Consider the following 12,579-nt stretch of genomic DNA (forward strand, 5'->3'; position numbering starts at 1 on the left):
GTATTGCAACAATATTTAGGATGCTAGTTTCAATCTAATCTGGTTAAAATGCTAATAGACTTTTGATTTTACAGATACTAGGTATTAGATATGAGTGACATGTTGCGCTTTTACCATTGGATTTCGAATACACCTCCTTTGTTTAAGCTAACTCCCCCTTTTGAATCTCTACAGTCACTACCTGTTAAGCATCCTTTGAATACTGACTATCGAGGTAACCCCAGACTGGGTTTCATTTATCAACACTTATCGACTCAACTGCTAATAAGTAGTGGCCGTTACACCGTAGAATTAGAAGAGCTTCAAATCAATGAAACTAATGGTCAAACATTAGGTGCTATTGATCTCATCCTTAAAAATCACCAAACCAATATGCAAGAACACTGGGAAGTCGCGATTAAGTTTTATCTCCTTCACCAAGGCATTTGGTATGGACCTAATTCGCACGATCAATTAGATAAAAAATTAGATAGAATGCTGTCACATCAGTTAAAAATGAGCAGTTCCACAGCATTTTTAGCCGAGCATCCTGAAATGAATAGTTTATCTGAACATCTGCTTTTACAAGGCCGACTCTACGTTAACCCTTTTTCATCGGAAGTGATTCCCACCCACTGTTTAGGATATGAAATAAACCCTTCTCAGATTTCAGGATTTTGGTGTTTCGAGAAGCAATGGGAAAAAATTGCTGAGCCACTTTACGAGCTAGATAAACAGTATTGGGCTACTGGCATAGAAAAGTTTGAACAACCACTGGAAAAACCAAATGGGCGTTTTGTTCACGCACAAACTCAGCAGAACGTATTTTGGTTTATCGTCCCTGACGATTGGCCGAGGAGACAAAAACCCTTATAGCCCTCAATATAAAAAGGTTGGCTATTGCTGCCAACCCTTGTTATCACAACCATCAACCATCATAAACCTGCGTTTTTGAACACCTGATTAACGATATCTTGGGCTTCTAACTCTATTTGTTGTAAGTGTTCCTTACCCTTAAAGCTCTCACAATATATTTTATAAATATCTTCAGTACCGGAAGGGCGAGCTGCAAACCAGCCATTTTCAGTGGTGACTTTAAGGCCACCAATAGCAGCGCCATTGCCCGGGGCATGAGTCAGACGAGCAGTGATCTTTTCTCCAGCAAGGTTTTCTGCCGTAACCATGTCAGCCGAAAGCTTTTCTAACACTTGCTTTTGAGGACCGTTTGCCGTGGCCTGAAGACGGCTATAGTGTGAAGCCCCATGCTTGGCAGTAAGATTTTGATAATACTCTTGAGGATTCATACCCGTTACTGCTGTAATTTCGGCTGCAAGTAAGCAAAGAATAATCCCGTCTTTATCTGTAGACCAAGGTGTACCATCTATGCGCAGGAATGAAGCGCCAGCGCTCTCTTCACCACCAAAACCAAGTTTTCCTTGATACAAACCGTCGACAAACCATTTAAAACCAACAGGCACTTCACAAAGCTCACGCCCTAAATCACTGACTACACGATCGATCAATGCGCTTGATACTAATGTCTTACCGACAGCCACTGATTCACTCCAGCCTTGACGGTGACGATACAGATAATCAATACATACAGCGAGAAAATGATTAGGATTCATTAACCCACTTGGCGTCACAATTCCATGACGATCATAATCAGGGTCGTTACCGAAGGCTAAGTCAAAATTATCTTTATGCGCCAGTAAACCAGCCATAGCATAAGGAGATGAGCAATCCATACGAATCACACCATCTTTATCCAAGCACATAAACTGAAAAGAAGGATCAATCGCGTCATTAACTAGAGTTAAATCTAACTCATAGCTTGTCGCAATTTGACGCCAATATTCAATACCGCTTCCTCCAAGAGGATCAACACCTATTTTGAGGTTTGCGTTTTGAATTGCCTCCATATTAATGACATTCTTTAGATCTTCTACATATGGGGTAATTAAATCACGTTCAACAAAACGCTCAGACGACTTAGCATTTGTAATGGGGGCTCTGTTAACACCGACAAGCTTCTCAGCAATTAATGCATTAGCGTAGTTTTCAATTGTTTTGGTTAACTCACCTTCTGCTGGCCCGCCGTGTGGTGGATTGTACTTAATACCTCCATCCTGGGGCGGGTTATGAGACGGAGTTATAACAATGCCATCAGCTTTCGACGTACTTAAAAGGTTATGAGTCAAAATGGCATGTGAAATTCCTGGGGTAGGTACATAACCATTACCCTGCTGCACTATCACTTGAATATCATTCGCGATCAGAACTTCGAGAACACTATAAAATGCAGGCTCAGAAAGCGCATGGGTATCCTTGCCGATAAACATAGGACCTGTAATACCTTTCTCAGTGCGAACTTGCACGATAGCTTGTGCAATAGCCAAAATATGGGCTTCATTGAAGGTGCACTTACTTGAAGTACCACGGTGACCAGAAGTACCAAATTTAACTTTGTGATCAGTATTTAAAGGATCGGGCTGAAAAAGGTAATAGTTGGAAACAAGCTCAGGTAGGTTATGCAGATCTTGTTGTTGCGCTCTTGTTCCTGCGCGAGGGTGTATCGCCATTATCGGCTTCCTCTCTTTAAATCTAAAAAATCAAAAACCCCACAACACTCAATGAGTACTGAGTATTATGAGGTTAAATCCAAGAATGATCAGATTGAATTGGTTACTTTTTCAATTAAGTCAGCAGGAAAGTGCATCCTTGCCATTAATTGGTCAACCATTTGACGTTTACGACTGGTGTTATTGTTGGTAATTACCCAAAAAGGCGAGCCAGGGATTGCTTTAGGTTTCGTCGTGTTGCCATTTTCTAGTAAGGTTTTTTCGTTGTTGGCAAAATAAACACGCTTGCGCCCTTTGACTAGAGTTGCTTCAGAAAAGCCTTGAGGATCAAGACGATTAAGTGTTGATAACACCAACATAAAACGATCAATTGCCTTTTTAAGACCTGCAAATTCATCTGAAATAAGTAAAGAACGCATGGCTTTTACGCTATCGACTCTTTCATCTTTTGCAGCATCTCTGCTCACCACAATTCCTTTCGCCTGCATCGCTGCTTTCATTGGTGTCGTTTGCTGCTCTTCTGCATTAACATCCAAAAGGCGTCGTAAGATATCGGAAGCACTTTCACCAATGTGTTGGGTTTGACCTGCGATGTAACGGTATAGATCCTCATCAACCTCAATTGTTTTCATTCGCTTTTCACAATCTCTATGTTTAAACTCTGTGGGATTATATACCTAACTACCCTCAATATGCGAGTTTCAGTTCTGTTATACCGATCAGATTCATGGCCTAATGAGGTACTACGTTAAATCAGTCACGAATATAGAAAAATGTCACAACTGCTTAACTATAAAATAGAAGGTGAAGGCCAGCCCATTGTGTTACTCCATGGCCTATTTGGGAATCTTGACAATCTTGGTTTGCTTAGCCGAGAGCTACGCCAAAACTATCAAGTTATCTGTTTAGATCTGCGAAATCATGGTCTTTCTTTTCAGTCGTTAGAGCATAACTATCAAGTTATGGCTCAAGACGTGATGACTACGCTCGATCATATAGGAGTCAAAAACTACATCTTAATTGGTCATTCCATGGGCGGAAAAGTAGCAATGAAGCTTGCAGAGCTTGCCCAGTTAGAGGTTGAGAAACTAATCGTATTGGATATGGCGCCAGTCAGCTATTCTATAAGTCGCCATGACAACGTATTTAATGGGCTCAAGGCTGTACTCGAACAAAAACCTACCTCTCGCCAACAAGCGATGCAAATTCTTGAGCACCATATCGAATTGCCAGGGGTGAGACAATTTTTAGGTAAATCACTATATAACAACGGACAACACTTTGAATGGCGCTTTAATGTCCCTAGCCTTTGGCAGAACTACTGGGAAATCCTAGGCTGGGAGAATATTAACACCATCAGCACGCCGACTTTATTTGTCAAAGGGGGAAACTCCGACTACCTAGCCACAGAGTATCAAACTGACATACAGCAACAATTTTCCAATGCCAAGGCGCACATAATCGCAAACACTGGCCATTGGCTTCATGCTGAGAAACCTCAAGAAGTATTACGCGCAATCGGGAAGTTTATTCAATAATGATAGAATGGGTCTCGTTTACCCATACCCGTTAACTTTACCTTTTAACAATGGTATAGTTCAGCGCAAGTAATTTGGCATAAAGGGATTCCATGCTATACGACTATATGAACATTTTAGAGTCAATTGGGCTCGATTTGCTTTTTGCGTCTATCTTTTTCTTAATCGGTATGGCAATAAAAGATGTTCTCAAAGCTGGGAATGTACCCCCGTTCGGTCGTCGTATTGTTTGGCTCGTGCTCTTCCTTGGCTGTGCTGGCTTTATCGCTAAAGGCCTGATTCAATTAAGCTGGGAAGGCACAGGGCTAGGTTAATTTCCCCTGATTTAAGCCACAACACATATTGGTAAAGGTAACGAATTTATGGCAAGTGTAGGCATCTTCTTTGGTAGCGATACAGGTAACACTGAAGCAATTGCAAAGATGATTCAAAAACAACTCGGTAAGCAACTGATTCATGTTCAAGACATCGCAAAAAGCAGTAAGGAAGACATAGATAACTTCGACTTACTACTGCTAGGCATTCCAACATGGTACTACGGTGAAGCTCAATGCGACTGGGATGACTTTTTCCCTGAGCTTGAACAAATTGACTTCTCTACCAAACTCGTTGCTATCTTTGGCTGCGGTGATCAAGAAGATTATGCAGAGTACTTCTGCGATGCTATGGGCACTGTCCGTGATATTGTTGAATCTAAAGGCGGCACAATCTTAGGTCATACATCAACTGAAGGCTACGAGTTTGAAGCATCCAAAGGTCTTGTTGAAGGTGATGACAGTTTGTTTGTAGGTCTATGTGTTGACGAAGACCGTCAGCCAGAACTGACTAACGAACGTGTGACAAATTGGTGTAAGCAAATTCATGAAGAAATGTGCTTAGCAGAACTTGAGGGCTAACCCTCAAGTGAATAAGGTCTTCAGGTTGGAAGGCCTTATTATGCAGCTTGCTTCTCTTCGGCAGTCTGATTTCTATAATCTGGCTTTTTACGTACATACAGCTGACGCTTTACTTCTGAAACCACATTCCCATCATTGTCCTTTACAAAAATCACAAACTCTGGAAATGATTTATCTCCATTGACAGTTTGTTGCAATATACTATCCAGCATTTCCTGTGTAACAATAAACTCAGCACAAAGATCGCTTTGTCCTGGCTTGATAAAATTAATGCTCGCCTGCTTATCCCAAACAAAATATCCATCACCTAAGATACCCATCAACATCAAACAGTAAATAGGGTCAGTTAAAGAGAAAATACTGCCTCCATATTGAGTACGATTGGCATTTTTATTCCACCAGCGCAACTTAAGCCTTACTTTTACCTCACGGAAATCCTCACTAATTGAAACAATTCTGATACCTGCTCCCCAAAAGGGTGGCCATATGTTCAAAGCAAATTTAACTACCTTAGGTCTGTATAAACTGCTGACTAATTTACCCATACTTATCTTCCAAACTTACGCTCTTGAGTCACAATGTTAAAGGATTGTAACTGGTCTGATGAGATCCTACAGTGATGTTAAACTCGTTTATGAGATTAATAATAGTAACCCTTTGAAGTTCGTGGTTTATTGTTACCGTCTACTACCCTATAATGGTAGCAATAGTGAACTCTGCTCATTGCAGAGGTTAATTGATGGGAAAATTTATGTCGGACAACAACCAAGCTCTAAAGGATGCTGGTCTAAAAGTTACCTTACCAAGGTTAAAGATCTTGGAAGTACTACAACAACCTGAGTGCCAACATATCAGTGCAGAAGACCTGTACAAAAAGCTGATAGATCTTGGTGAAGAAATCGGCTTGGCAACAGTGTATCGTGTTCTGAACCAGTTTGATGATGCAGGAATTGTCACTCGACACCATTTCGAAGGTGGAAAGTCGGTATTTGAACTTTCAACTCAGCACCATCACGATCATCTAGTTTGTCTAGACTGTGGTGAAGTAATCGAGTTTGCAGATGACATTATCGAAGAAAGACAGAAGCAAATCGCTGCCGAATATAATGTCACTCTTACAAACCACAGCTTATATCTATACGGCAAATGCAATACAGGTAACTGTAAAGATAACCCTAATGCCCATAACAAGAAATAATGACCGCCATTTCCTGTTAGAACGCGTACAAGAAATATAAAAAAACCCACACCTGTTTAGTGTGGGTTTTTTTATAATTCATTAGATATTAATTACTTAGCCTCAATTTTAGCCCAAGTATCTCTCAACCCAACAGTGCGGTTAAACACTAAAGCTTCGGGTTTTGAATCGACAGCATCGGCACAGAAGTAGCCCATTCGCTCAAACTGAATCCCTTTTTCCGCTTCAGCATCAACTAGACTTGGTTCGACAAACCCATTCATCACAATAAGCGACTCAGGATTAACAGACTGAGTAAAATCATCTGCAGCAGCAGGGTTAGGCACAGTAAACAAGCGATCGTACAAGCGAATTTCAGCTGGCACAGCCTTATCTGCTGAAACCCAATGGATAACACCTTTAACTTTACGACCATCTTCAGGGTTCTTACCTAATGTGTCAGCATCATATGAGCAAAAGATTGTCGTGATGTTACCTTGCTCGTCTTTTTCAATACGTTCAGCTTTAATGACATAAGAACCACGTAGGCGAACTTCTTTACCTAAAACGAGACGTTTGTACTTCTTATTCGCTTCTTCACGAAAATCTTCGCGTTCAATCCACAGTTCACGAGAAAATGGAACCTCACGTTCTCCCATCTCTGGTTTATTGGGATGGTTTACGACTGTCAGTGACTCTACCTTTCCTTGTTCAAAGTTCTCAATAACAACTTTGACTGGGTCGAGTACCGCCATCGCTCGCGGCGCATTTTCGTTTAAATCGTCTCGAATGCATGACTCAAGCGATCCCATTTCGATCATGTTGTCTTGCTTGGTGACACCGATGCGCTTACAAAACTCACGGATAGAGCCAGGGGTAAAACCACGACGACGCAAACCTGAAATGGTTGGCATCCGTGGGTCGTTCCACCCATCAACTAGATTTTCAGTGACCAGCTGATTGAGTTTACGCTTAGACATTACCGTATATTCTAAGTTTAAGCGGCTAAATTCGTACTGATGCGGCTGACAATCAATTGTAATATTGTCTAAAACCCAATCATACAAGCGGCGGTTGTCTTGAAATTCCAATGTACACAAAGAGTGTGTGATACCTTCCAGAGCATCAGAAATACAATGTGTAAAATCGTACATCGGGTATATACACCACTTATCACCCGTCTGGTGATGCTCAGCGAAACGAACACGATATAAAACAGGATCTCTCATCACCATAAATGATGAAGCCATATCAATTTTGGCGCGCAAACACGCAGAACCCTCTTCAAACTCACCTGCACGCATTTTCTCAAACAGAGCTAGGTTTTCTTCCACACTACGATCACGGTAAGGGCTGTGCTTACCTGGCTGAGTCAAGGTACCTCTGTACTCTCGAATTTCATCAGGGCTCAACTCTTCAACGTATGCCAAGCCTTTTTCAATTAATTCAATTGCGAACCCATAGAGCTTGTCGAAGTAGTTAGATGAATAACAAACTTCACCATCCCATTCAAAGCCCAACCAGCTCACATCATCCTTAATAGACTCAACGTACTCTGCGTCTTCTTTTTCTGGGTTAGTATCATCAAAACGAAGATTACATTTACCCTGGTAGTCCTGAGCAATACCAAAATTTAAGCAAATTGACTTAGCATGACCTATATGCAGGTAACCATTCGGTTCCGGCGGAAAACGAGTATGTACGCTAGCATGTTTACCATCCGCTAAATCCTTATCTATGATTTGGCGGATAAAGTTCGATGGACGAGCCTCAGCTTCACTCATCTATATCACCTCAATGGTTGTAGTATTGTTCAGAAAAGTAGTTAGCAAGAAGCAATACACATGCTCCAAGCATTTAATGCCTAATAATCCACAATTCTTCGCCATTACACAACTACAACCTAGTGTAAATTGGCAAATATTGATTCATTTTTACCAATTAAGCGCAAAATAACCTAATTGATCGACCGTCATACTCTACTCCGAGCCTAAAACAACAAAGCCTCCCGCAGGAGGCTCTAGAATGAGTAATCTATCTTAAGTTGGGATCACAACCGAGGACAGGTCTTCATCTTTAGGAATTTTCTTCATTTCACCCGCCACTATCTCAGCAAGTGGACCAAGAATAACTTGAACGTTATTAGCGCCCAGTTTCACTACCCCCATAGCTCCAAGGTTCTTAAGGGTCGATTCATTAATCACACTGGTATCTTTAATCGTTAAACGCAAGCGCGTGATACAAGCATCAATTGCAGTAAGATTTTCATGTCCGCCAAGGGCCTTGAGGTATTGCTTAGCAAGCTCCGATGAACTACCTGAAGCGACAAGCTCAGAGGAGTCTTCCTCTTCACGACCTGGTGTTTTAAGGTTGAATTTCACAATCACGGTGCGAAAAACCGCATAGTAGATACAGAAGAAGACTAAGCCTTGGGCTATCAACATATACCAATTTACAGCAAGTGGATTTCGTGAAGAAAGAACCATATCAACAAGGCCAGCAGAGAAGCCAAAACCTGCTATCCATTGCATTGAGGCTGCGATGTAGACTGATATACCGGTTAATAAGGCATGAAGTCCATATAGCATAGGTGCAAGGAACATGAACGAAAACTCAAGCGGTTCAGTCACGCCAGTAAAGAAAGAGGCAAAGGCTGCAGCAAGCATGATAGATGCAACTTTTTCTTTGTTCTTAGATTTCGATGTATGGTAAATCGCCAGCGCAGCACCTGGTAAACCAAACATCATAATGGGGAAGAATCCTGCCTGATACATACCAGTCACACCTACAATACCTGTACCCTCAGCAATAGATTTTGCTCCGCCAAGGAAATTAGGTATATCGTTTATGCCTGCAACATCAAACCAGAAAACTGAATTGAGTGCATGATGAAGACCAACTGGAATCAAAAGTCTGTTAAAAAACGCATATATACCAGCACCTAGCTCACCCATTCCTTGAATCGACTCACCAAAGCTCACCAGCCCACCGTAAACCGAAGGCCAAATATACATCAAAACAAAGGCGATAAAGATACCTGCAAACGAGGTTAAAATCGGAATCAAACGTTTACCGGAGAAAAATGCCAGCGCTTTGTGAAGCTCAACATGTGAAAAGCGATTATAGATCTCAGCTGAGACAATACCCACTAAAATACCGACAAATTGGTTATTAACCTTGCCAAATGCAGCAGGCACTGCACTAATATCAATGCCTTGGATTTGTGACACCGCGCTGGGAGACAGCAAAGTGGTAACCACGAGGAAACCAACAAAACCAGATAAGGCAGCAGCACCATCCTTATCTTTAGACATACCATAGGCAACACCTACAGCGAAAAGTACGGACATGTTACCAATAATCGCATTGCCGGCCGTAATACAGAACGCTGCAACCGCACTGTTTGCTCCCCAACCGGTTGGATCTATCCAGTACCCGATACCCATCAATATTGCAGCAGCAGGAAGCGTTGCGACGGGTACCATCAACGCCTTACCTACTTTTTGGAAATACCCAAGAACATTCACTATCAGTTCCCCCTATAGGATTTAATATTTTTCTTTTATGGTATTCGGTAACTTTTTTTAGCCACCCAATTTAGTTCTTCCAGTGTATGCTTTTAATTTCGCCCTGCAAATTTAAACCTTATCAATTGTGACTATTATCACCAGATTTAAGGCTAGAAAGAGGTTTTTGCTAGCAAGATCATAAAACTTATTTTACAATTCAAAAAATGGTAATTTTAGCCGTTTTGAGTGACGTTTTAAGTTTACTTGTCGTAAGCGCAAAAATAAAAACGAAGGATGAATATAGATCTCAATAACGTCTTCAATGACATTGACTTAGATAAGTTTGTTTAAGCATATGACCTGCATAATCTATTGATTACCACTCATTGATTGGGATAATTTACCTCTAATTGCAGTTCACAAATAAAGTTAAAAAAACCTTATGCATATACGATCACAAAAATAATGGCCGATGCATAAATTTAATTAATGAGGATTCGCTAAACATGTATGCGCTAACTAATTGTAAAATTTTCACCAGTAACGATATTCTCATTGATCATGCCGTCGTGATTAAGGATCAGCTGATTAGTGCTGTATGCCCGAGAGCGGAACTCGCTCATGATATCAAGATCATTGATTTAAATGGCGCGAACCTAAGCCCTGGTTTTATCGATCTGCAACTCAATGGCTGTGGCGGAGTCATGTTCAATGATGCGATAAACTCTGAAACACTCGAAATCATGCATAGAGCAAATCTAAAATCAGGATGTACTAGCTACTTACCAACGCTAATCACGTCATCTGACCAAGATATGATCCAAGCAATCAAGGCAACGAGAGAGTATCAGGCTAAATACCAGAACCAGTCTCTAGGGTTACACCTCGAAGGGCCTTATCTAAATAAAGCAAAAAACGGCATTCATAATATCGACTATATTCGCCCGTCCGATAATGAGATGATCCAGTTAATTTGCGATAATTCAGATGTCATTACTAAAGTGACGCTTGCACCTGAGCATAATGCACCCGAGCATATTCAACGTCTTAAGCAAGCTGGCATTACAGTATCAATCGGCCATTCAAATGCGACCTATCCTCAAGCTCGTAAAGGCTTCGAATCAGGCATTACCTTTGCCACTCATTTATTCAATGCTATGTCGCCAATGGAAGGTCGCGAGCCTGGTGTCGTCGGGGCTATTTACGATACACCTAGTGTGTATGCCGGTATTATTGCTGATGGGCTCCATGTTGATTATGCGAATATTAGAATTGCTCACAAAATCAAGGGGGAAAAGCTTGTATTAGTGACTGATGCCACAGCTCCTGCAGGTGCAAACATGGATTACTTTATTTTTGTCGGTAAGAAAGTATATTACCGCAATGGCAAGTGTGTTGATGAAAATGGCACACTGGGCGGCTCTGCGCTGACCATGATTGAAGCGGTTCAAAATACAGTAGAGCATGTCGGTATCGCTTTGGACGAAGCACTACGAATGGCAACATTATATCCTGCACGGGCAATAGGCGTTGACAATAAATTAGGCCTAATACGTCAAGGCATGATTGCAAACCTCGCCATTTTTGATCGTGACTTCAATGTTCAAGCGACAGTTGTTAACGGACAATATGAGCAAAGTTGAGAATGAATGGCGGACAAATAGGTAATGTAGACTTAGTAAAACAACTAAACAGCGCAGCCGTTTATCGATTAATTGATCAACAAGGCCCAATATCGAGAATCCAAGTTGCCGATGTAAGTCAGCTAGCACCTGCTAGTGTGACCAAAATAACCCGTCAGTTACTCGAGCGTGGATTAATAAAAGAGGTCGCTCAGCAAGCTTCTACAGGTGGCAGGAGAGCGATTTCATTGACCACAGAGATAGCCCCTTTCCATTCAGTCGCAATCCGCCTTGGAAGGGATTACATACAATTTAGCCTCTTCAACCTCGGTGGTGAAGAGCTATTATCAGAGTCCCAAGAGTTCTTTTATACAACACAGGACGACTTAGTCGACGGTTTGACCGCCTACCTCAGGCAATTTATCGACTCCCACCAAACCATCATAAACCAACTTATTGCGATAGGTATTATATTACCTGGGCTTGTAAACCCCGAGAATGGTGTTGTTGAATATATGCCCAACATCACAGTAGATAACCTTGCACTGGCAGACATCATAGAGCATAAGTTTCACGTACAATGTTTCGTGGGCAACGATGTTAGGGGCATGGCTTTAGCCGAGCACTATTTTGGAGCAAGTCAGGATTGTCAAGATTCTATACTGGTGAGCGTTCACCGTGGGACTGGTGCTGGCATTATCGTGAATGGGCAAGTTTTTCTCGGATTCAACCGTAATGTGGGCGAGATTGGTCACATTCAAATTGATCCATTAGGAGAACAGTGCCAGTGCGGCAACTTTGGTTGCTTGGAAACCGTCGCAGCGAACCCCGCGATTCTTGAGCGGATTAAAAAGCTAATCAAGCAAGGGTATGAATCCAGCTTGAGCGGTAAAGAAGGTTTGACTATCCAAGATGTATGCGAGCATGCCAATATTGGCGATGAGCTTGCCAAACAAAGCTTAATCCGAGTAGGCAACCAACTTGGCAAAGCGATTGCTATCACGATTAACCTTTTCAATCCTCAGAAAATTGTCATAGCGGGTGATATCACCCAATGTAAAGATATTGTCTTCCCTGCCATTCAGCGTAATGTGGAAAATCAATCATTGACCACTTTCCACAATAATCTGCCCATAGTGGCGTCTGAAATTGATAAAAAGCCGACATTAGGCGCATTTTCAATGATCAAACGTGCCATGCTCAATGGTGAGTTACTGCAAAAATTACTAGAAGATTGAGCGCGATATGTTGTTTCATACGTTAGACTTACGGGTTA

The 12,579-nt window shown here is 41.6% G+C and carries 12 protein-coding genes; 7 read left to right on the forward strand and 5 right to left on the reverse strand.

Annotated features, from left to right (window positions below):
- Positions 1-90: 90 nt before the first annotated feature.
- Positions 91-855 carry a DUF1853 family protein gene (locus tag MHN79_RS12650; RefSeq protein ID WP_239173177.1) on the forward strand — a complete coding sequence of 255 codons (765 nt, stop codon included), beginning with the start codon at positions 91-93 and terminating at the stop codon, positions 853-855.
- Positions 856-914: 59 nt separating this feature from the next.
- Here the strand turns inward: MHN79_RS12650 and pgm are convergent, their stop codons facing one another.
- Complete coding sequence (gene pgm / locus MHN79_RS12655) at positions 915-2,561, reverse strand: phosphoglucomutase (alpha-D-glucose-1,6-bisphosphate-dependent) (protein WP_239173178.1); 1,647 nt, start codon at positions 2,559-2,561, stop codon at positions 915-917.
- Positions 2,562-2,650: 89 nt separating this feature from the next.
- Entirely contained in the window at positions 2,651-3,193 is a 543-nt protein-coding gene (gene seqA, locus MHN79_RS12660; protein ID WP_239173179.1) for a replication initiation negative regulator SeqA, read from the reverse strand.
- A gap of 141 nt (positions 3,194-3,334) precedes the next feature.
- On the opposite strand from seqA, the gene MHN79_RS12665 reads away from it, so the two are divergent.
- The 3 genes from MHN79_RS12665 to fldA all read left to right on the forward strand — a co-directional run bounded on the left by MHN79_RS12665 (position 3,335) and on the right by fldA (position 4,995).
- Positions 3,335-4,099 carry an alpha/beta fold hydrolase gene (locus MHN79_RS12665; protein WP_239173180.1) on the forward strand — a complete coding sequence of 255 codons (765 nt, stop codon included), beginning with the start codon at positions 3,335-3,337 and terminating at the stop codon, positions 4,097-4,099.
- Positions 4,100-4,191: 92 nt separating this feature from the next.
- Positions 4,192-4,413, forward strand: coding sequence for a DUF2788 domain-containing protein (locus MHN79_RS12670; RefSeq protein ID WP_114786627.1), 222 nt, complete (start codon positions 4,192-4,194; stop codon positions 4,411-4,413).
- Positions 4,414-4,461: 48 nt separating this feature from the next.
- Positions 4,462-4,995, forward strand: a complete 534-nt coding sequence (gene fldA, locus MHN79_RS12675; protein WP_114786626.1) for a flavodoxin FldA — start codon at positions 4,462-4,464, stop codon at positions 4,993-4,995.
- A gap of 38 nt (positions 4,996-5,033) precedes the next feature.
- Here the strand turns inward: fldA and MHN79_RS12680 are convergent, their stop codons facing one another.
- Positions 5,034-5,540, reverse strand: coding sequence for a DUF4442 domain-containing protein (locus MHN79_RS12680; protein ID WP_239173181.1), 507 nt, complete (start codon positions 5,538-5,540; stop codon positions 5,034-5,036).
- A 206-nt stretch (positions 5,541-5,746) separates the two neighbouring features.
- Here MHN79_RS12680 and fcrX point away from each other — a divergent pair, with 206 nt between their 5' ends.
- A complete protein-coding gene (gene fcrX / locus MHN79_RS12685; RefSeq protein WP_114786624.1) occupies positions 5,747-6,193 on the forward strand; it encodes a ferric iron uptake transcriptional regulator FcrX in 447 nt (148 codons plus the stop codon).
- Positions 6,194-6,285: 92 nt separating this feature from the next.
- On the opposite strand, the gene glnS is transcribed toward fcrX, so the two are convergent.
- Together glnS and nagE are read right to left on the reverse strand one after the other, a co-directional pair.
- Positions 6,286-7,956, reverse strand: a complete 1,671-nt coding sequence (gene glnS / locus MHN79_RS12690; protein ID WP_239173182.1) for a glutamine--tRNA ligase — start codon at positions 7,954-7,956, stop codon at positions 6,286-6,288.
- Between the two features lie 255 nt (positions 7,957-8,211).
- Complete coding sequence (gene nagE / locus MHN79_RS12695) at positions 8,212-9,699, reverse strand: N-acetylglucosamine-specific PTS transporter subunit IIBC (RefSeq protein ID WP_239173183.1); 1,488 nt, start codon at positions 9,697-9,699, stop codon at positions 8,212-8,214.
- Between the two features lie 488 nt (positions 9,700-10,187).
- On the opposite strand from nagE, the gene nagA reads away from it, so the two are divergent.
- Entirely contained in the window at positions 10,188-11,324 is a 1,137-nt protein-coding gene (gene nagA / locus MHN79_RS12700; RefSeq protein ID WP_239173184.1) for an N-acetylglucosamine-6-phosphate deacetylase, read from the forward strand.
- Positions 11,325-11,326: 2 nt separating this feature from the next.
- Entirely contained in the window at positions 11,327-12,541 is a 1,215-nt protein-coding gene (locus MHN79_RS12705; protein WP_239173185.1) for an ROK family protein, read from the forward strand.
- Positions 12,542-12,579 lie beyond the last annotated feature (38 nt).

Origin of the sequence: Vibrio sp. Of14-4, assembly GCF_022347625.1 — a bacterium.
GTDB lineage: Bacteria > Pseudomonadota > Gammaproteobacteria > Enterobacterales > Vibrionaceae > Vibrio > Vibrio pristinus.